This window comes from Pseudomonas putida, from assembly GCF_030159595.1.
Classification (GTDB): Bacteria; Pseudomonadota; Gammaproteobacteria; order Pseudomonadales; family Pseudomonadaceae; genus Aquipseudomonas; species Aquipseudomonas putida_AC.
The window spans coordinates 327250-347282 of record NZ_BSKJ01000007.1 but is presented as its reverse complement, the minus strand read 5'-3'; the positions used below and the strand labels follow the sequence as shown (position 1 = coordinate 347282).

General features: G+C 62.6%; 20 protein-coding genes and 1 pseudogene. 8 read left to right on the top strand and 13 right to left on the bottom strand.

Annotation, left to right across the window (positions count from 1 at the left end; genetic code table 11):
• The first annotated feature begins 17 nt into the window (after window positions 1–17).
• Window positions 18–677: a pentapeptide repeat-containing protein gene (locus tag QQL85_RS18025; RefSeq protein ID WP_284354531.1), complete on the top strand. Its 660-nt coding sequence runs from the start codon at window positions 18–20 to the stop codon at window positions 675–677.
• A 140-nt stretch (window positions 678–817) separates the two neighbouring features.
• Here QQL85_RS18025 and QQL85_RS18020 read toward each other — a convergent pair whose 3' ends face one another.
• Together QQL85_RS18020 and QQL85_RS18015 are read right to left on the bottom strand one after the other, a co-directional pair.
• On the bottom strand, window positions 818–1456 hold the full coding sequence (locus tag QQL85_RS18020; RefSeq protein ID WP_284354532.1) for a response regulator: 639 nt from the start codon (window positions 1454–1456) through the stop codon (window positions 818–820).
• The gene (locus tag QQL85_RS18015) at window positions 1453–2730 is read right to left on the bottom strand and encodes a HAMP domain-containing sensor histidine kinase (protein ID WP_284354533.1); all 1278 of its coding nucleotides are present in this window, start codon (window positions 2728–2730) and stop codon (window positions 1453–1455) included. The genes QQL85_RS18020 and QQL85_RS18015 overlap by 4 nt, the downstream gene beginning before the upstream one ends.
• 161 nt (window positions 2731–2891) lie before the next feature.
• On the opposite strand from QQL85_RS18015, the gene QQL85_RS18010 reads away from it, so the two are divergent.
• The 6 genes from QQL85_RS18010 (at window position 2892) to QQL85_RS17985 (ending at window position 7984) form a co-directional block, all read left to right on the top strand.
• Window positions 2892–4070: an ABC transporter substrate-binding protein gene (locus tag QQL85_RS18010; protein ID WP_284354534.1), complete on the top strand. Its 1179-nt coding sequence runs from the start codon at window positions 2892–2894 to the stop codon at window positions 4068–4070.
• Window positions 4071–4100: 30 nt separating this feature from the next.
• Window positions 4101–5090 carry a YVTN family beta-propeller repeat protein gene (locus QQL85_RS18005; protein ID WP_284354535.1) on the top strand — a complete coding sequence of 330 codons (990 nt, stop codon included), beginning with the start codon at window positions 4101–4103 and terminating at the stop codon, window positions 5088–5090.
• Window positions 5087–5827: an ABC transporter ATP-binding protein gene (locus QQL85_RS18000; protein ID WP_284354536.1), complete on the top strand. Its 741-nt coding sequence runs from the start codon at window positions 5087–5089 to the stop codon at window positions 5825–5827. The genes QQL85_RS18005 and QQL85_RS18000 overlap by 4 nt, the downstream gene beginning before the upstream one ends.
• Entirely contained in the window at window positions 5824–6615 is a 792-nt protein-coding gene (locus QQL85_RS17995; protein ID WP_284354537.1) for an ABC transporter permease, read from the top strand. Before QQL85_RS18000 ends, QQL85_RS17995 begins: the two co-directional genes overlap by 4 nt.
• Before the next feature lie 101 nt (window positions 6616–6716).
• Window positions 6717–7265 carry a PQQ-dependent catabolism-associated CXXCW motif protein gene (locus QQL85_RS17990; RefSeq protein WP_284354538.1) on the top strand — a complete coding sequence of 183 codons (549 nt, stop codon included), beginning with the start codon at window positions 6717–6719 and terminating at the stop codon, window positions 7263–7265.
• 53 nt (window positions 7266–7318) lie between these two features.
• The gene (locus QQL85_RS17985) at window positions 7319–7984 is read left to right on the top strand and encodes a response regulator transcription factor (RefSeq protein WP_019096518.1); all 666 of its coding nucleotides are present in this window, start codon (window positions 7319–7321) and stop codon (window positions 7982–7984) included.
• A gap of 106 nt (window positions 7985–8090) precedes the next feature.
• On the opposite strand, the gene QQL85_RS17980 is transcribed toward QQL85_RS17985, so the two are convergent.
• From QQL85_RS17980 to QQL85_RS17935, 10 genes are all read right to left on the bottom strand, one after another.
• Window positions 8091–9989 carry a PAS domain-containing hybrid sensor histidine kinase/response regulator gene (locus tag QQL85_RS17980; RefSeq protein WP_284354539.1) on the bottom strand — a complete coding sequence of 633 codons (1899 nt, stop codon included), beginning with the start codon at window positions 9987–9989 and terminating at the stop codon, window positions 8091–8093.
• A complete protein-coding gene (gene nosP / locus QQL85_RS17975; RefSeq protein WP_284354540.1) occupies window positions 9958–11121 on the bottom strand; it encodes a nitric oxide-sensing protein NosP in 1164 nt (387 codons plus the stop codon). Before nosP ends, QQL85_RS17980 begins: the two co-directional genes overlap by 32 nt.
• A gap of 141 nt (window positions 11122–11262) precedes the next feature.
• Window positions 11263–12450, bottom strand: a complete 1188-nt coding sequence (locus QQL85_RS17970; protein WP_284354541.1) for a porin — start codon at window positions 12448–12450, stop codon at window positions 11263–11265.
• A 356-nt stretch (window positions 12451–12806) separates the two neighbouring features.
• On the bottom strand, window positions 12807–13406 hold the full coding sequence (locus QQL85_RS17965; protein ID WP_284354542.1) for a hypothetical protein: 600 nt from the start codon (window positions 13404–13406) through the stop codon (window positions 12807–12809).
• Window positions 13406–14104: a hypothetical protein gene (locus QQL85_RS17960; protein ID WP_284354543.1), complete on the bottom strand. Its 699-nt coding sequence runs from the start codon at window positions 14102–14104 to the stop codon at window positions 13406–13408. Before QQL85_RS17960 ends, QQL85_RS17965 begins: the two co-directional genes overlap by 1 nt.
• Before the next feature lie 94 nt (window positions 14105–14198).
• A complete protein-coding gene (gene pstB / locus QQL85_RS17955) occupies window positions 14199–14960 on the bottom strand; it encodes a phosphate ABC transporter ATP-binding protein PstB (protein ID WP_017148287.1) in 762 nt (253 codons plus the stop codon).
• Window positions 14961–15035: 75 nt separating this feature from the next.
• A complete protein-coding gene (gene pstA / locus QQL85_RS17950) occupies window positions 15036–15929 on the bottom strand; it encodes a phosphate ABC transporter permease PstA (protein ID WP_284354544.1) in 894 nt (297 codons plus the stop codon).
• Window positions 15926–16894, bottom strand: coding sequence for a phosphate ABC transporter permease subunit PstC (gene pstC / locus QQL85_RS17945; protein WP_284354545.1), 969 nt, complete (start codon window positions 16892–16894; stop codon window positions 15926–15928). Before pstC ends, pstA begins: the two co-directional genes overlap by 4 nt.
• 70 nt (window positions 16895–16964) lie before the next feature.
• On the bottom strand, window positions 16965–17996 hold the full coding sequence (gene pstS, locus QQL85_RS17940; RefSeq protein ID WP_284354546.1) for a phosphate ABC transporter substrate-binding protein PstS: 1032 nt from the start codon (window positions 17994–17996) through the stop codon (window positions 16965–16967).
• A gap of 140 nt (window positions 17997–18136) precedes the next feature.
• The gene (locus QQL85_RS17935; RefSeq protein ID WP_284354547.1) at window positions 18137–18370 is read right to left on the bottom strand and encodes a hypothetical protein; all 234 of its coding nucleotides are present in this window, start codon (window positions 18368–18370) and stop codon (window positions 18137–18139) included.
• Window positions 18371–18539: 169 nt separating this feature from the next.
• On the opposite strand from QQL85_RS17935, the pseudogene QQL85_RS17930 reads away from it, so the two are divergent.
• A pseudogene (locus tag QQL85_RS17930) lies at window positions 18540–19199 on the top strand (helix-turn-helix domain-containing protein); the annotation flags it as partial.
• On the opposite strand, the gene QQL85_RS17925 reads toward QQL85_RS17930, so the two are convergent.
• Window positions 19189–19974: a 2-keto-4-pentenoate hydratase gene (locus QQL85_RS17925; RefSeq protein WP_284354549.1), complete on the bottom strand. Its 786-nt coding sequence runs from the start codon at window positions 19972–19974 to the stop codon at window positions 19189–19191. The pseudogene QQL85_RS17930 and the gene QQL85_RS17925 sit on opposite strands and share 11 nt — an antisense overlap.
• Between the last annotated feature and the right edge of the window lie 59 nt (window positions 19975–20033).

The following is a 20033-nucleotide window of genomic DNA, read 5'->3' as shown; positions in this document are numbered from 1 at the left end:
GATGAGAGCCTTTCGCCATGAACTACCTGCCCTTTGCCTTGCTGTTGGTACTGTCCCCCGCCATGGCGGTGAGTGCCGACGACGATGGCAACGATGCCCCGTTGACCATCAACGGCTGCGTGATTGCCGAAGCCAGCCAGTGCCCGGGCGCCAACCTGCGCGGCGCCAACCTGGCCAACCAGGACCTGCGCAAGATGAACCTGGCCGGCGCCGACCTGCGTGATGCCGACCTGCGCCATGCCCGGCTGGACCTGGCCAACCTGGAAAAGGCCCGCCTGCAAGGCGCCAACCTGACCCGTGCCAGCCTGCAACAAAGCAACTTGCGCCTGGCCGACCTGAGCAATGGCAAGTTGGTCGCCATTCAAGGCTGGGGCATGTTTGCCCAAGGCGCGCAGTTCGAAAAAGCCGACCTCAGTGCGGCCTACCTGCAGTTCGCCAGGCTGTCAGGGGCAAAGATGCACCAGGCCAACCTGCGGGCGGCAGACCTTGAGATGGCCTGGCTAAGCAAGACAGACCTGCAAGAGGCCAACCTGGGGGACGCTAATCTGCAAGAAGCCAAGTTTGGCCAGAGCAACCTGGAGCGCGCCGATTTGCGCGGGGCGCGGCAGCATTATGGGAATTTTCAGGAGGCCAACATGGAGGGGTGCAAGGGGTGTCCTGAGACTTGGGACAATTGAACGTCGCACGTCAAGGCACACGAATACCCTGTGGGAGCGGGTTCACCCGCGAAGAATGCGACACGGTGTATGGCACCGGCTATGCCGGTGTTCGCGGGTGAACCCGCTCCCACAGGGTCCGCGCTTACTCGATAAGGACCTCACCCCGCCACCCTTACTACCCCCAAATCAATCCCCAAATGCACCAGCTCGGCATGCGAGCTGACCTGCAACTTGCTCTTGAGCAAGGTCAAATGATTGGACACGGTCTTGGCACTGATACACAACTGCTCGGCAATCACCCGCGCCGGGGTGCCTTTGGCCAACATCGTGAAAATCTCCAGCTCACGCTGGGTCATGCGCTGCAAACGCGGGTCGCTGGCGCTTTGTTGTGAAGTGCAAGCCAATTGGGTAGCCAAAGGCTGTTCGATGTACGCATGCCCGGCCAACACCCGCTGCACCGCTTCGATCAACACCTCGGGCGCCGAGTTTTTGGTCAGGTAACCCGAGGCCCCGGCTTCAAGTGCCTGGCGCACCAGCGGTAGCTCATCATGCATGCTGAAAAACAGCACGCGTAACTGGGGCAGACGCTGGCGCAGGCGGCGGGTGGTTTCAAGGCCGCTAATACCAGGCAGGCCAAAATCCATGATCACCAGGTTCGGCACTTGCTCCTGAACCCGGGCCAACGCCTCTTCGCCACTGGCGGCCTCACGCACTTCCATCGCGGGCAACACCGCGCGTAGCAGGCTGGCATAGCCCTGGCGAACCACGGCGTGGTCATCGACCAGTACGATATTCATCTCACCTCCAAAGGAATGTTCAGGGCCAATGCCCAGCCAGCGCCGGGACGGCTGAAAATGCGCAGCTCGCCCCCCAGACTGCGGGCGCGCTCGGCCATCGAGTGCAGGCCTACGCCGGGCCGTTGAGGCTGGCGGGCGCCGCAGCCGTCGTCGCGAATCAGCAGGCGCAGGCCCTTGGCACTGCGTTGCAGGCGTACCCGCACCTGGCTGGCACCGGCATGCCGGGCGACGTTGGTCAACGCCTCTTGCAACAACCGGTAAAGGTGAGTACGGCTCGCCCCGGGCAGCGTTGGCAAGTGCCCGCCAACCCGCAAACGGCATTCAATGCCCTGGCTGGCCTGCCACTGGTTGACAAGCAGATCGAAGGCTTCGGCCAGCGGCATGTGTTGCAACGCCACCGGATACAGGTCGCGCACCAGGGCACGAAAACCCTGTTGCAGGCGTTCGCAGTTGAGTGCCAGGGCTTGCGCCGTCTGTTCCACCACGGTCGGCTGGTCGGCCACCATGCGCAGCAGGCAGACCTGCGCACGAATCCCTGCCAGGTATTGCCCGAGGTCGTCGTGCAGGGTCTGCGCCAGGTGAGTACGTTCCTGCTCCTGCACCGCCAGCAGGGCCTGAGTCAGTTGGGTATTGTCGGCCTGGGTCTGCTCAAGGGTGGCGGCCATGCGGTTGAAGTGCTCCGCCAGCTGACGCGCCTCCGGCAGGCCGGCCTCGCGCAGGCGGGCTGTCAACTGCCCGCCCGAGACCTGACGCAAAGCCTGCAGCAGCTCATCCAGCAAACCCATGCCACGCCGCACCGCCCAGCGGATGGTCAACAGGCTCAGTAACAACGCCAGGCCAAACAGGCTAAGCAGTTGCTGCAAAGCATCCCAGACTTCATCGATCTCGTCCCGCGCATCTACAGCGATCAGCACCCGAGCCCCGTCATTGAGGTCCAGCAGCCGGCTGCTACTGTGCCGCTCACCCAATAGCTGGCGGCCCAGCCAGGCATCCAGGCCGCTCTCCAGCGGTAACTGCGGTGCTTCTCCCGCCGCCAGCCAGTGTACCCGCACATGGCGCAGGCTCTGGGTCAGCCGTGGTTGCAGGCTTGCCGGGTCACGTTCGGCGGTGTCGCCCAGGTAAGCCACCACGGCTTCGGCAGACTGCAACTCTCGCTCGACATCAGCCACCGCCTGGTGCAACAGCACCCCGGCACAGGCCAGCGTCACCAAGGCGAAACAGCATGTGACCCAAAGGTTGACCCGCCACAGGGCCGACAGGTTGACAAGGCGCACAGGTGATTCTCCTTGGGCGTTGTGGCCCATCGTGCTTTCCATCGTAAAGCCGCAGCACCTACGCCGAATTACTACCTTGGTACCGCCCGGGCGCTACTTTCTGCATATTTCCCCCTTCCTGCGGGCTTCCTATGCTGGCGCCATCTGCCGTGGAGTGTGTTATGCGCCAGCCTGCCCACCTTGCCCTGACCTGCCTGCTGGCCTTGGCCACCACGTTGTGCGCGCCCCTGGCGCCCGCCGCAGAACCGTTGCAGGTAGGCATCGGCTACCTGGGCTATCGCCCCGACCCCGGTCCGTTGCTATCCAACATCATCCCCGAGCCTGCCGACGCCGGGCGGCAGGGGGCGGAACTGGCGATTGTCGACAGCAACAGCACCGGGCGCTTCCTTAAGCAGCAATTCCAGCTGACCAGCGCCACTGTCGACAGCCCCGAGGCCCTGCTGCAGGCCGCCAAGGCTCAGCATGACCAAGGCTTGCGCCTGTTCGTGGTGAATGCCCCCGCCACCAGCCTGCGTGCGTTGTCGGCCGCCCTGCCCGACAGCCTGCTGTTCAATGCGGGTAGCCCCGACGATAGCCTGCGCAGCACCCAATGCCTGGGCAATGTGCTGCACAGCCTGCCGGGCCGGGCCATGCTGGCCGATGCGCTGGTGCAGTTCCTGGTGCTGCGCAAATGGCAGCGGGCGCTGCTGGTGGTCGGCCAGACCGCAGACGACCAGGCCTACGCCGCCGCCCTGCGCCGCTCGCTAAAGCGCTTTGGTGTGCAGTTGGTTGCGGAAAAAGCCTGGACCTTCGACAACGACCAGCGCCGCAGCGCCCAGGCCGACATGCCGCTGTTCACGCAAACCGCCGAATACGACGTGGTGCTTGTGGCGGACGAACGCGGCGACTTTGGCGAGTACCTGCCCTACCAGACCTGGTACCCGCGCCCCGTGGCCGGCACCCAGGGCCTGACTCCTACTGGCTGGCACAAGACCGTGGAAACTTTCGGCGCCGCGCAGCTGCAGAAACGCTTCGAAACCCAGGCCGGGCGCTGGATGAACGACCGCGACTTTGCCGCCTGGATGGCGGTGCGCAGCGTCGCCAGCGCGGTCAGCAAACTGCACCAGGCCGAGCCACGGGCGCTGCAGCAACTGCTGCTGAGCGATCAGTTGCCGCTGGACGGTTTCAAGGGGCGCAAGCTCAGCTACCGCCCGTGGAACGGCGAACTGCGCCAGCCGATCCCGCTGGTGCAGCCACGCGCCCTGGTCAGCACCTCGCCGCAGGAGGGTTTCCTGCACCCCTTCAACGAAATGGACAGCCTGGGCTACGACAAGCCCGAAGTGACCTGCAGCTACCCCTGACCCGATAACCACAACAATAAGGAATTCGCCATGCGCCGCCCTCACTTTCACCGGGCCCTGCTTTATCCCAGCCTGCTGTCGGGCGCCCTGGCACTGGCCTGCGGGCACGCCATGGCCGCCACCGCCTGGGTCTCCAACGAGAAAGACAACAGCCTCAGCCTGATCGACATGCAAACCCTGGAGGTCACCGAGACCCTGCCGGTGGGCCAGCGCCCGCGCGGCCTGCTGCTGTCCCACGACAACACGCTGCTGTACATCTGCGCCAGCGATTCGGACCGGGTGCAGGTGATGGACGTGGCCACCCGCAAGATCATCAAAGAGCTGCCCTCCGGCAAGGACCCCGAGCAGTTCGCCCTGCACCCTAACGACCGCTGGCTGTATGTGTCCAACGAGGACGATGCGCTGGTGACCGTGATCGACACTGTCACCGACAAGGTGCTGGGGCAGATCGACGTCGGCATCGAACCCGAAGGCATGGCGGTAAGCCCCGACGGCAAGTGGGCAGTCAACACCAGCGAAACCACCAACATGCTGCACTGGATCGACACCAGCACCCAGACCCTGGCCGACAGCACCCTGGTCGATCAGCGGCCACGCTTCGTCGAGTTCAACAAGGACGGCTCGCGGCTGTGGGCATCGGCGGAAATCGGCGGCACAGTGACCATTCTTGACGTGGCGACGCGCCAGGTACTCAAAACCCTGAACTTCCAGATCAAGGGCGTGCACCCGGACAAGGTGCAACCGGTGGGCATCAAGCTCAGCGCCGATGGCAAGTACGCCTTCGTCGCCCTGGGCCCGGCCAACCATGTGGCGGTGATCGATGCCAACACCTACGAAGTACTCGACTACCTGTTGGTCGGGCGGCGGGTGTGGCAGCTGGCGTTCACCCCGGACCAGAGCCAGTTGCTGGCCACTAATGGCGTCAGCGGCGATGTTTCGGTCATCGATGCGAAAAACCTCAAGGTGCTCAAGTCGGTGAAGGTCGGGCGCTACCCCTGGGGTGTGGTGGTAACACCATGAACGCGCTAGACGTCAGTGACGTAAGCTTTGCCTACGGCCAGCGCGAGGCACTCAAACACGTCGGGTTCAGCCTGGCGCCCGGGCGCTTCGCCGCGTTGCTGGGCCCCAATGGTGCCGGCAAATCGACGCTCATCGCCCTGCTTACCCGCCTATACGACCTGCAGCACGGCGACATCCGGGTAGGCGGCTGCTCGCTGCGCAGCGCCGCACGTCCGGCCTTGCGCCAGCTGGGCGTGGTGTTTCAGCAAAGCACCCTGGACCTGGACCTGAGCGTTGAACAGAACCTGCGCTACCACGCGGCGCTGCATGGCCTGTCGCGGCGCCAGAGCTGCCAACGGGTCGAAGCCGAACTGGCACGTCAAGGCCTGAGAGAACGTCGGCATGAGCGTGTTCGTGCACTGAATATCGGCCATCGGCGCCGAGTGGAAATTGCCCGCGCGCTGTTGCACGAACCACGCCTGCTGCTGCTTGACGAAGCCAGCGTGGGCCTCGATCCGGCCAGCCGCCTGGCGCTCAACCAGCATGTGCGGCTGCTGTGCCGCGAGCAGCAGCTCAGTGTGCTGTGGACCACCCACCTGCTGGACGAAGTACAGCCCAGCGATGACCTGCTGATTCTGCATCAAGGCCGCCTGGTGGCCAGCGGCACCGCCGACGCCCTGAGCCTGGAGCACGGTGGCGACCTCGACAATGCCTTTGCCCGCCTGACCAGCGCGCCCTCAGGAGCCAACGCCCCATGAACGCTTACTGGCAATGTTTCAACGGCATCATGCTCCGCGAATGGTTGCGCTTCGTGATGCAGCGCACGCGCCTGCTCAGTGCCCTGGTGCGACCGCTGCTGTGGTTGCTGGTGTTCGCCGCCGGGTTTCGTGCGGCCCTGGGCATTGCCATCATCGAGCCCTACGACACCTACATTCCCTACGAGGTGTACATCATCCCGGGCCTGGCCTGCATGATCTTGCTCTTCAACGGCATGCAGGGCTCGTTGTCGATGGTGTATGACCGGGAGATGGGCAGCATGCGCGTGCTGCTGACCAGCCCGTTGCCGCGTCCGTTTCTGCTGGGCAGCAAGCTGTTGGCGACCGCGTTGATTTCCCTGTTGCAGGTGTATGCTTTCCTCGCCATCGCCTGGCTGTACGGCGTACAGCCGCCAGCTGCGGGCCTGCTGCTGGCGCTGCCGGCAATGCTGCTGGTAGCACTGATGCTCAGTGCCCTGGGGCTGCTGCTGTCGAACGCGATCCGCCAGCTGGAGAACTTTGCCGGGGTGATGAACTTCGTGATCTTCCCGCTGTTTTTCCTGTCTTCGGCGTTGTACCCGCTGTGGAAGATGCGCGAGGCCAGCCAGTGGCTGTACTGGCTGTGTGCGGTGAACCCGTTTACGCATGCGGTGGAGCTGGTGCGGTTCGCCTTGTACGAACGGCTGAACCTGCTAGCGCTGTCGGTGTGTCTAGGGTTGACGGCGCTGTTCACGCTGCTGGCGATCCTCACCTTCAACCCCCAGCATGCGGCACTGCGCAAGCCGCGCTGAACAGCGTCTACTACTTTAGTACTGCCTTTGCTGTCTGATCGTCGCATTCACAACGCACCACCACTGGCATGTAATGGACCTATAACAAAAAGGATAAAACCATGCCATGTGCCCTGCGCCCCTTGCTGGCTGCCCTTTCGCTGACGCTGTCGCTGGGTATCGCCCACGCCGACACCGCGCCGCTGTTTACCGCCGAAGGCTATCGCGCCACCCTCTACCGCAGCCCGACTCCGCAACAGGTCGAAGGTGGCACGGTCGTCGACACTGCCGCGCTGCAACGCCTGCTGGCACAAAGCCCCAGGCCGGTACTGGTCGACGTCTATCGTCGTCAATGGCTGCAAGGCCGTTTCATCGAGGACGAACCGCACGCCAACCTTCCCGGCAGCCTGTGGCTGGCCAACACCGGCGACGGCGAGCTGAGCCCGGCCTGGCAGGATTACTTCGTGCGCAACCTGCAACAAGCCACTGCCGGGCACCCAGAGCAACCCATGGTTTTTTACTGCCGCTCCGATTGCTGGTTAAGCTGGAACGCGGTAAAACGCGCTAAAGCCCTGGGCTATGACAACCTGTATTGGTACCGCGACGGCCTGGACGCCTGGCAGCAGGCCAACCTGCCGCTGCAGCCAGCGCAACCTGTGCCCTTTCCCTGAACTGCCTGCAAATGCGTGCCCCGCTCCTCCAATAAAAACAAGGTGAAAAGGCCATGTACAAAATTCTGATTGCCGACGATCACCCGCTGTTTCGCGAAGCCATTCACAACGTCATCAGCGATGGCTTCCAGGGCAGCGAGGTCATGGAAACCGCCGACCTGGACAGCGCCCTGGCCCTGACCCAGGCGCACGATGACCTCGACCTGATCCTGCTCGACCTGAACATGCCTGGCATGCACGGCCTGAATGGCCTGATCACCCTGCGCAACGAGGCCCCGACCACGCCGGTGGTGATCGTGTCGGCCGAGCAGGAAAAGCAGATCGTGCTGCAGGCCATCACCTACGGTGCCGTGGGTTTCATCACCAAGTCCTCGCCACGTTCGCAGATGATCGAAGCGATCGAGCAGATCCTCAACGGCAACGTGTACCTGCCGCCCGACATCATCCGCGCCCAGAAAAGCAGCACCAGCCGGCGCCATAACGAGGCCCCGAGCTTCCCACCGGAAATGCTCCAGGCCCTGACCCGCAAGCAACTGCTGGTGCTTGAGCGCATGACCAAGGGCGAATCGAACAAACAGATTGCCTATACGCTGGATATCGCCGAGACCACGGTCAAGGCCCACGTTTCGGCGATCTTGCGCAAGCTCAATGTGCATAATCGGGTGCAAGCCATTCTCAGTGCCGGGGATATCGATTTTGCCGATTACCTGCGGCGTTAGCCTGTGCTGGCCTCTTCGCGGGTGAACCCGCTCCCACAGGTCTGTGTAAATCCTGAAGCGCGTGAAAATCCTGTGGGAGCGGGTTTACCCGCGAAGAGGCCGGCAGCTATAACGCACTGTTTGCCAGCAGATGACTCATCGCCGTCTTGAGCTTCATCGGCCGCACCGGTTTGTGCATCAGGGTGTGGCCCAGCTCGCGAATCTGCTGCTTGAGGTCGTTGCTGTAGTTCGCGGTAATCATCAGCGCCGGTAATGGCTGGGTGCGCCGGGCATTGATCCGCGCCACGGCGTCGACGCCATTGCAGTCGTTGTCCAGGTGGTAGTCTGCTATCAGCAGGTCGGCTTCGGCGTGGTAGTTGTCCACCTGCCGCGCCAGGTCTTCCTCCGACAGCGCCGTGACCACCCGGCAGCCCCAGCCCTCCAGCAAGGTGCGCATGCCGGCGCAAATCGCCGCATCGTTATCCAGCACCCACACCCGCGCCCCGCGCAGGCGTTCGAGCATCGGCTCGCTGACCACCTGGCTCGGCTGGGCTTTGGGCGCAAGGGTGCTCAGCGGCACTTCGACGGCGAATACCGAGCCTTTGCCGAGCCATGAACGCACGCGTATGCGATGCCCAAGGATGCCGGCGATCTTTTCCACGATCGCCAGGCCCAGGCCCAGCCCGCGGTCCTGGTCCGGGCGCTGGACATCACCACGCTTGAACTCCTGGAACATTTCTTCCAGGTGCTCTTCGGCGATGCCGATGCCGCTGTCCCACACTTCGATCCGCAGGCCGCCACGCTGGCGACGACAGCCCAGCACCACGCGCCCGCTGGGGGTGTAGCGGATCGCATTGCTGAGCAAGTTGCGCAGGATCCGCGCCAGCAGCTGAATATCGCTGCGCACCACCGCAGAGCAGCCCACGAAGTGCAGCTCAAGGCCTTCGCTGCGCGCCACCTGGGCGTATTCGGCAGCAAGGTTGTCCATCAGCTCGCGTAGGGCGAACGGGGCAACATCGGCCTTGATCACCCCGGCATCGAGCTTGGAAATGTCCACCAGGGTGCCGAGCAGGCTCTCCACATCCTCCAGCGAGTTGCTGACATTACGCACCAGGTGGGCACTCTCTTGCGGCTCGCGACGTTCGAGCAATGCACTGGTGAACAACCGGGCTGCGTTCAGCGGTTGCAGCAGGTCGTGGCTGACTGCAGCGAGGAACTTGGTTTTCGACAAGTTAGCCTGTTCGGCCTCACGCTTGGCCTCACGCAGGCGCGCCTCGGCCCGGCTGCGCTCCTCGATTTCGCGCAGCAACTGGTCGTTGAGGCTGGTCAGCTCGGCAGTGCGTTCGCGCACCCGCTGTTCCAGGTGCTGATAGGCCTGGTGCAGGGCCTGTGCGGTGTTACGGCGCTCGGTGATATCGCGGATCAGCACGAAGATGCCCACCACTTCGCCATTGGCCAAGCGGTTCGGCACATAGGAGCGCAGCATGTAGCGCTCCAGGCCGTTGATATTGGTTTCGGCGAATTCGAAGGTGACGCTCTCCCCCGCCAGCGCGCGTGCCACATAGGCTTCCAGGCGCTGATAGTGCTGCTCGCTGTGGGCCTCGCGCAGGCTTTGGCCGAGCATCACACCGTGCGGCCAGCAGTACCATTCCTCGTAGACTTTGTTGGTGAACTCGTAGACCAGATCGGCGTTCAGGTAAGCGATCAGCGCCGGAACATTATCGGTAATCAGGCGAATCTGGTGCTGGTGGGCGGTCTCGGCCCGCTGCCGGGCCTCGCTGAGCAGGCGGTTGACGGCCTTGAGTTCGGCCATGGCCTGGTTCAGGGCATCGGTGCGCTCTCGCACCTGCTCGGCCAGCACCACCGAATGCTGGAACGCCGCATAGGGGTCGTTGCCCCGCGTTACCCCAGACTCGATGCGTTCGATCAACGCGCCGTTGATTCGCTGCAGCTTGTGGTTCTCGTGCTGTAGCCGGGTGAACTCGGCCTGCAGTTCAGCGACCGACAGGAGGCCGGTTGCGGGCAATGGCGACCCCGGTGAAGGTCTGGTTGATGTGCATGCCATTGAACTGTTCTCCGTAGGTGTTGAAGCCGATCACCCGCTGCTCGCGCAAGAACGCACCGACCGGCTCCAGGCCATGCTGGTCTTCCAGTTCCAGGCGCCGCAGAAAGCAATCGCAACCGATGGTCAGCAGTGGTGCGCCGAGGCGTTGGTGCAAGCCGTCGAACAGTTGATGAAGGTTCGGCAATAGCGGGCCTGGGGTCATGGCCGTGAGGACGATGCCGTTTTCCACTGCACAGTAGAAACTCAGGCTCAGGTCCGCATGCACTTGCTGGATCGCCCGCACGTAGTACTGGTCGTGAATGCGCACGGCCAGCGGGTGGGCGGCGAATACCCGGTAGTCGAGTGCAGCCACCGGCACGCCGATGTGGCGGGCGTACTCCTCGGCGGCGGGTTCGGCATTCAGTTCGAAAACCCGGCGCTGGGCGCTGTCGGCAGCGGTTACCACCAACTTTTCCTGACGTGGCAGGATGTGGTGCGTGGTGAATACTTCGAAATCGAGCCAGGTATTGACCAGTACCACCACTGCCGCACCGTTGTGAAACGCACCACCGAAGTACACATGCGTGCGGTTCAGGTAGTTGTCGTCGCCGGCTGAACCGCCGAAATGCGGGATATCCCCCAATGCCGCGCTGAGGGCGGCAAGCACCATCTCCTCGCGGCTGGACAGGCCGTCGAGCAGGGTCAGGGCAAAGCTGTGGCCCTTGATCGGTGCCAGGGTATTGCTGCGGCAGGTGCCGACCAGGCGCTCGACCATCTGCTGCGCATCGATCAGGCTGAAGCGCTCCATCTCATCGATCAGTTCCGTGGCGATGGAAAAATGCCGGTGATCGAAGCCCACCGCCGTGACGCAGTTGCGGCCGTAGCCCAGCGGCGTGATTTCGCCGGCGCTGGTGCAACCCACCAGGCGGATGCCGCCGAACCCTTGCTCCAAGGCTTCGCCCAGGGCCTGCAAGTCGTATTCGGCGGAACAGAAGAACAGCACGAAACCCAGGTGCGGGTGCAGCAACTGCCGCGCCAGGTCCTGGGCGGCCAGCCGGGCGTCGGTGGCTTGGGACATGGCGCTGACCACACCGTCGTTTTGAGCCTGCTGCATCGTGGTCTCCGGCGCGGGGGTGGCTGAGGGGTCAGTTTACGAAGGTGGTTGCGGGGGACGAATGCTACTTGGGTAGCGGGTGGGCGGTTCCATGGGCGTAAATGGCCATTTCATTTGGGGCCGCTTTGCGGCCCCAATGGCCTACCAGGTCAGCACAGCACCCACTGCAAAGGTATCGGTGTCTTCGTTTTGAGCGCTGGTGTCATGCCCATCGATGGAAAACTGGTTGTACTCGGCCACCAGCTTGAGGTTGTCATTCACATCATGGAACAGCGCCACGCCGCGGGTCTCGTAGTCCGCGCCGCTTCCCACCGCGCCGTTGCCATCGTCCTTGGTCTTGCCATACGACAGTGCAATGCGGTTCTTGCCGACCTTGTACGAACCCTGCAACAGATAGCCGTCACTGTCGACGTTACGCAAGACCGGTTCGCCGGCATTGTTGGTGAAAAACGGGTTGATACCCTTGGCCTGGAACCCCGAGCCGGTCAGCGACAGCCCGCCCATCTTCGCCTGCACGCCATAGCCAACGCCTTTGGACGTGATCGTCTCCACCGTCGAGTCGGTGTTGTCAGAGGTCTGGTAACTGCCGTTGACCCAGCTGTAGATCTGCGCCCCGCCCAGGTCGAACTGGTAGGTAATCTCACTCTCGGTGCGCGGGTTTTCCTGGTAGGCCTTGCCGGTCGGGCTGCTGTCGTTGGTGTCCACCGGGTCCATGATGCCCACCGCCACGCGCAGGCCGTCCATTACCGGCGTGCGATAGGTGATCTGCGAGGTGGGGAACGGGTACGGGTAGCCACTGCCGATGTTGCCGAACGACACCCCGCCGCCGTCCACCAGCCCAAGGGTGTCACTGACTTGGCCGTAGCCGGCCAGCAGCTCGTCGAGCAGGATGTTGGAGCGGGCGAACAGCCCGAAGTCCTTGCCGATCAGCACCTCGCCCCACTCGGGATTGGCCACCGTGCCATAGAACTGGCGCACGTCGATGGCAGTGTCGGTGCCGTTGGTTTCACTGTCGTTGATGGTGACCCAGAACGAGGCACGTGCGCCGAGTTTCAGGTCATCTACCTGCTTGCCCATATTGAAGCCCAGGTAGTTGGGCAAGAAGCCCATTTTCACCCGCGACTGGCGGCGATCGAACTGTTCGCCTTCGCGGTCAACCTTGCTGTTGACGTAGAAGGCATTGATGTAGCCGTCAGTGGAAAACGTTGTCTGGTCCTTGTCGTACAGCATGATCTCGGCCTCGGCAACGCCGCTCAGGCCAAGGGCAGAAAAGCTGGCGATGGCAGCTGCGAGAAAACGAGGCGGCAGGTGCTTATTGTTGTTGTGCATGGCGCGCTCCAAACGTGGGACTGGATGTCGGAGGCGATTATCAGAAGGCGGCAAAGTGCCAGATATGCTGCTTTGGGGCGGGGTGGCGGGTGCTTTGGGGTGGCGGGTGTGGCGCGGTGATTTGGTGCTGGTACCTGCTTGGGTCGGGATGCAAGACTTAGGGTGTACATATGAATGGTTGGCGGGTATTGATACACCCGAACGAACCGGGGCCGCCTTGCGGCCCTTCGCGGGCAAGCCCGCTCCCACAGGGACCGCACCGTGCCAAGGGCTGTGCATTACCTGTGGGAGCGGGCTTGCCCGCGAAGGGCTGCAAAGCAGCCCCAATTACACTATCTGAGAGCAATCGCTTAGCGTCAGGACGCAAGCGCCTGCGAACGCTGGCGCACTGGCATTTGGTAGCGGTGCGGTTGCTGCCAGGCCAGTCGTGCCTGTACATCGACCGCCGCGTCCATCACCTTCTGCGCCCAGCTTTCATCCTTCGGGCATACCACCACCACGCGAAAACCATGGTCGACACCTTCCAGCCGGACGCCTTCGGAATCATCGACATGCAGGTCGATATCGAACGCCGAGGGCAACTTCGAGGGGGAATTCTCCAGGCCCTTCTGGGCCAGGATGTGTTGGTGCCGGTCGCTGTTGACCACGCCATCGACATGGATGCCATACAGCATCAGCCAGCGGCGAATGTAGGCCGGTGTGCGCCCCGAAGAGGTATAGATCCAGATGCTGCAACCCTGGCGGCGCAGGTCGCGGATCAGCGAGCGGGTGCCGCTGCGCAAAGGCTCGCCCAACCAGCGATGAACGAAGTTCGGCAACTTGCTGGCCTCGGCGTCGGCGTGCTCGGGCAGGCAGGCAAGCGTGTCGTCGATATCGAACGAAATGCGTACCTGGCCACGCTTGAGCTTGCGTTCGATGGCTTGCCGCCCGCGCTGGAACATGGATGAACGCAGCATCAGCGGCTCCTCTCACAGACGGGCACGGATGTGCCGCTCAGGAAGAACTTGCCAGGCTCAGGCGCCTTCGCTTCGAGGAAAGCGGCGTACTTTTTCTTGATCTTGGGTAGTTCGTACAATGCCTTGACACCGTGTTTAGCGGAGTTGCGTATGACCGAAGACGGGTTGAAGTAACCCTCGGCGTTGTCCAGCGACAGCACGAATGGCGGCAGCCCTGCACGCATCAGCAAGTAGCTGACGATGAGCGAACCTGTGCGGTTGTTGCCTTCGATGAACAGCTGCGGCTTGCTGAGGATTCGGACATAGACACCCGCTGCCCGCTTCCAGATGGAGTCACTGCGGTACGAGCAGTACCAGTTGTACAGGTCCTTGATGCCACCTTCGACGTTGTTGAAAAAGTGTGCCTCGGTTGCTGCCAGGTGCGGGGCGAACTCCAGGCGTCGAGCCGGGTCGCTGCCGCACAGCACGGTGGCATTGATTTCCAGCATCAGGTTCAGCTGCTGCAGGTCGAACAGGTCGATACCGCGAGCGACATAGTCGTCAATCAGGGCATAGCCTTCAAGCACATTCAGCAGCACCTCGTCGGTAAACGGGTCCCGCGGTTCGGTGAAGTGCTGGCTGAGTTCGGCAAAGCGGCCCTGCACCTCGCGCAGTGCGCGCTCTACCGCTGACAGATCAAGACGACGCATCGCTCGCATTGGAAATCCCGGGTAACACTTTAACGGAAGGTAACGCGGCCGAGCGTTGCAGCCTCCCTGGCTGCAACGCTCGGCCACCTTGGGCATGCCTGACTCAGCTGAATTTGCCGCTGATGTAGTCACTGGTCAGTTGTTCGCGCGGGTTCTGGAAAATCTGCGCCGTAGGGCCCATCTCGACCAGGTAACCGGTGCGAGTGCCCTGGGAAATATCGACCGAGAAGAACGCCGTGGTGTCGGCCACACGAATCGCCTGCTGCATGTTGTGGGTCACCAGGGCGATGGTGTAGTCCTTTTTCAGCTCGACCATCAGTTCTTCCACACGGCGGGTGGCAATCGGGTCGAGTGCCGAGCACGGCTCGTCCAGCAGCAGCACCTCCGGCTCGGTGGCAATGGCGCGCGCGATGCACAGGCGCTGCTGCTGGCCGCCGGACAGGGACAGGCCGCTGACCTTGAGCTTGTCCTTCACTTCGTCCCACAGCGCGGCGCCTTGCAAGGCGTGCTTCACGCGGTCACCCAGGTCGCCCTTGTAGCGGTTCAGGCGCAGGCCGAAGGCGACGTTGTCGAAGATGCTCATCGAGAACGGGTTGGGCTGCTGGAACACCATGCCGATATAGCGACGCACGACTACCGGGTCAACGCCCTTACCGTAGACATCCTGGCCGAGGAAGTGCACATGGCCTTCGAAGCGGAAGCCCTTCACCAGGTCGTTCATGCGGTTGAGGCTACGCAGCACGGTACTCTTGCCGCAGCCGGACGGCCCGATGAAGCCGGTGATCTCGTTCTTGCGGATCGGCACATGGCTGTCGCGTACGGCCATGAAGTTGCCGTAGAAGATCTTGTCCAGCTTGCAGTCCATGACGATGGGGGTTTCGTTGACCACGGGAGCGACCTTTTGCGCAGTGGATACGTTCAAGTTTGGATGCTCCCTTTCTCAATACTTGGGCTTGCCGAATACACGGCTAAGAATGTTGATTACCAGCACGATCATCACCAGTACCAGCGAGGCCGCCCAGGCGAGCTCCAGCTGATTGTCGAACGGCATGCCGGAGAAGTTGTAAATCAGTACGGCCAGCGAGGCCGTGGGGTTCATGACGGCCAGGCTGCCGTCGTGATAGATCCAGTAGTTGCTGAACAACGCGGTGAACAGCAGCGGTGCGGTTTCGCCAGCAGCGCGGGCCACGGCCAGCATGACGCCGGTCAGGATGGCGGGCAGGCCGGTGGGCAATACGATCTTCCAGATCACCTGCGCACGGGTGCAACCCATGCCATAGGCGGCATCCTTCATGATCTTGGGCACCATCTTCATCGACTCTTCGGCGGTCAGCACCACGATTGGCAGCATCAGTACCGCCAGGGCCACGCCACCTGCTGGCGCCGAATAGGTACCAGTGGTCATCACCACCAAGGCGTAGGCAAATACGCCAGCCAGGATCGACGGCAGGCCGGTGAGCATCTTGGCGGCAAAGCGCGCAGCGTTGGCCAGCTTGCTGTCCGGCCCAAGTTCGGCCAGGAACACCGCCGCCATGATACCGACTGGCACCGCGATGGCTGCGGCGATACCGACCATGACGAAGGTACCGGCCATGGCGTTACCAAAGCCCCCGCCCATCTCGAAACCGGTCGGCGGCAGCTCGGTGAACACTTCCAGGCTAAGACGTGCACCGCCTCGTGTGACCAGCATGTACAGCACGGAGATCAGCGGCACGCTGGCCACCAGTGCCGCGAACCAGGCCAGCGTGGTCAGTATCAGGCTACGCAGGGCACGGCCTTCCAGCTTGCGCTGCAGGCTGGGCAAAGCCGTTGTTGGGGTGCTGAGGTCTGTCATTGTTTGTTACCCCGCTGGGCATAGAGCATGATCATCGAGCCGAGCACGTTCACCAGCAGGGTGATGAACATCAGCACCAGTGCCGCGTACATCAGCACTTCGACCTCGTTCGGGCCGGCTTCCGGGAAGTTCAGCGCCAGCAGCGCCGCCAGGGTGTTGGCCGGGGCGAACAGGGACACGGAAATGGTGTTGGCGTTACCGACCAGCATGGCCAGTGCCATGGTTTCACCCAGTGCGCGGCCAAGGCCCAACACCAGCGAACCGAAGATGCCGGTGGCCGCGGATGGCACCATTACCTTGAGGATGGCTTCCCAGTGGGTAGTGCCCATGCCATAGGCAGCCTGCTTGGTTTTCATCGGCACGCTGGTCAGCGCATCCTGGGAAACGGCGGCAATGGTCGGCAGGATCATGATTGCCAGTACCAGCGCCGCAGGCAGCAGGCCTGGTCCGCTCAAGGAAGTGCCGAAAAACGGGATCCAGCCCAGCTCGCTGTTCAACCAGGTCGTCAGTGGGCGAATGGCCGGGATGACCACATAGATGCCCCACAGGCCATAAACCACACTGGGGATGGCGGCGAGCAGCTCGACAATGGTACGAAAAACAGCGGCGAGCTTGGCCGGAAGGAAATCCTGGGTCAGGAAAATGGCCATGCTGACGCCGAAGAAACCGGCAATCAACAGGGCAATCAAGGCGCTGTAAAGCGTGCCCCAGATCGCTGGCAAAATACCGTACTTGCCTTGGTTAACATCCCAGACGCTGCCGAACAGCACGTCAAAACCGTGTTTTTCGATGCCTGGCAGTGCCTTGCGGCCCACTTCGTAGACCAGCGCGACGACCAGCGCCAGTACCAGTACCACACCGATACGTGCAAACGCACGGAAGGTGCGATCGACCAGGAAGTCTTTCGTAGACGGTGGCTGGCACGCGGAGTCGGGATTATCCGGTATGGCAAAGGGTGTGTTCATGGGCAAATTCCGGGACAAGGGACAAACACTCCCGGCATGGCTTCATGCCGATGCCGGGGGCGCCTGGGTATTACTGGATGTTGGCCGACGCTTTACGCACCTGGTCGACAACCGACGCAGGCAGCGGGATGTAGCCCATCGAGTCGGCGATGGTCTGGCCTTTGGTCAGGCTGTACTCGACCATTTCACGCATGGCCTTGGCCTTGGCCGGGTTGCCGTTGTCCTTGCGGAAGATCATCCAGGTGTAGGAGGTGATCGGGTAGGACTTGGCACCGTCCGGGTCCGGCAGCCAAGCCACCAGGTTTTCCGGCATGTTCACCGCAGCCAGTGCTTCGGCACCGCTCTCGGCGTTTGGCACAACGTATTGGCCAGCTTTGTTCTGCAGCACGGCGAAGTCGACCTTGGCCAGCTTGGCGAAGCCGTATTCGATGTAACCGATGGCGCCTGGGGTCTGGCGCACGGTGGCGGTCACGCCATCGTTCTTCGGCGACTTGATGAACTTGTCAGTGGCCGGCCAGTTGACGGTGTTGCCTTCACCCAGCCCTTGCTTGAAGTCGGCGTTGATGGCCGACAGGTGCTTGGTGAAGACCGCAGTGGTACCGCTGGAGTCGGCACGCACGACCACGGTGATCGGGGTAGCAGGCAGTTTCAGCTCAGGGTTGGCCGCGGCGATTTGCGGGTCGTTCCACTGGGTGATCTTGCCGAGGAAGATGTTGGAGTACACGTCGCGCGGCAGCTTCAGGCCTTTAGGGTTGCCCGGCAGGTTGTAGGCCAGCACGATTTCACCGGCGGTCATCGGCAGCAACTGCACGCCTTCGCCAACCTTGGCAATGTCTGCTTCGCTCATGGCCGAGTCGCTGGCGGCGAAGTCGACGGTCTTGTTCAGGAAGTCCTGGACACCCGCCCCGCTCCCCTTGGACTGGTAGTCAACCGTAACACCAGCGGTGTTCTTGCTGAAGTCTTTGAACCAGGTCAGGTAGATCGGTGCAGGGAAGCTGGCGCCGGAACCGGTCAGGCGAACGTTTTCGGAAGCAAAGGCTGCCGAAGTGGCGCAGAGAGATACGGCAACGGCGAGTGCAGCAGACTTCATCAGGCGTTTCATCAAAATGTGCTCCGTGTGATGGCCGGCACACTTTGCATCAGCTGTGTTACAGCTTTGTGACTATTGAGTGGCAGGCCGCACGGTAGAGCTTTCTGGTTGCGCCATCACGGCAGATTGATGCCATGCGCGGCTCACCGGCATCAACCAAGGCCGGCAATACCCCCCTCATCTGTATCAAGGCAGCGGTTACGGCATAGGCACTCGAACTCCGCAGCAGCCCGGGTCGGGAAGTTGAGGCTCAGGCGCATCTTGTCTTGCGTGTCATAAAGGTCGTAGCCCTCTCCCAACACGGCAGGAAAGCCGAGGCGGCGTGGGTAGATTTCTTTCTGGAGCGGCACCGCAGGAACCACAACGAAGCGCGTCTGCATGATCATCCCTCTTCGGCAGTTCTTTAGTATTAGTACTGCTAAGGGAAAGCATCAAGCTGACTCATGCAAAATGGCGTGGGCGCTCATCAGGCCTGGTAAAGGCTGAATACCCTCATCAGGATGAGCACGCAAAAGCCCAGCAGGCAGAGCACGCCGATGCCATAGAAGAGTGTTCGCCAAGGCCAGCCCGAGCACCTTGCATGCCCTGCTTTCGGCCCTCGGCGCGCCGCTGGCGTTGTGCAATGAAGTGTTCGTCGCCGCCGGCTACGCGCCCCGCTACGCGGCCTCGCCACTCGATGCGCCTGAACTGGCATTGGTACACACCGCTATCGACCATATCCTGCAGGTGAACAACCCCGCGCCGGCGATCGTCATCGACAGCAACTGGGACGTCATCGCCGCCAATACCAGTACCGGCCTGCTGTTGGCGATGGCGGGGGTAACGGCACAGCCGGTGACAGGATTCAACCTGCTGCACACACTGCTCTGCCCGGGTGGCCTGGGCGATCACTTGGCCAATGCGCAGGAAATCCGCGCCGCTCCCTGGCAGCGCGCGTCCAGGGAGGCCGCCGGCAACCCGGCACTGGCCGAGCGCTTGCGCGGCCTGTCGGCCCCGGTCAGCCCGCTTGAAACGGCGGCGGTTGCACCCGTGTTGCTCACGCGTGTATGCACGCCCTACGGTGTGCTGAGGTTTCTGTCCACCTTCACCACGTTCGGCATGCCGCAGGACATTACCGTGCAATCGCTGCGCATCGAGCACCTGATCCCTGCCGACCCACAGACCCGGCAGCGGATGCAGGCGGCATTCGAACAGTGGTCGGCGGTTACAGGCTGAACGACAACGTCTGTCCAAGGAACCTGGCACTGACCTGATGCCCTGCTGCCTTCAGGTCGAAGGGCTGGCACATGGCCCCCGTGGTTACCACATCCCCGGCATTCAGGGTAAAGCCACGTTCGGCAGCATGGGCATACAGGTGGGCCAGCGACACCAACGGGTCGGTTGCGGCATCGCCCGTCAAGCCCCGCACGCGTAGTTCGCCATCAACATGCACCTCGGTGGTCTCGGCCAGGTCGGCCAGCAAAGGCACGTCGATGCCTGCGCCGAGGCTGCTGCCCACGACCAGGGCTTCAAACCCCACGTTGTCCGCCACGAAGCTTGGCCAGCCGACGCTCTTGCGGTCGACAAAGCGTGAGCGCACCACTTCGAAGGTGACGCAGGTGGCGCGGATATCTTCGCTGGCCGGCACTCGCCCGGCTTGCGGGGGGATATCGCGGTCAAGCACGAAGGCGATCTCGCATTCGATGGTGACGGGCGTTATGGCAGGCAGTTCGATGTGCACACCGTCAGCATGGCAGCGCTTGGCTTCCAGCTGGCCAATCAGGGGCCGGGTCAAATTGGCTGCACGCATGCCTGCGGGGCTGCCGACACCCAGCTTCCACCCAGCGCGCGGGCCACCGGCGGCAGCAAAAAACTGGTCCTGGCTGTCGTAGCCTTGCGTCAGCGTCTCGGGCTTGAGGCTGGCGGGCAGTTCCGTCAGCAGGTCACCGCTGTGCCAGTGCTGCAGAAGCAAGGCTGCGGTACGTTGGTGTACGAAGAGCGGACTGTTCATCAAGACCTCATGAGGATGGGTGATGGCGGACGACAGATGCTAGGGCCTGACATTGATAA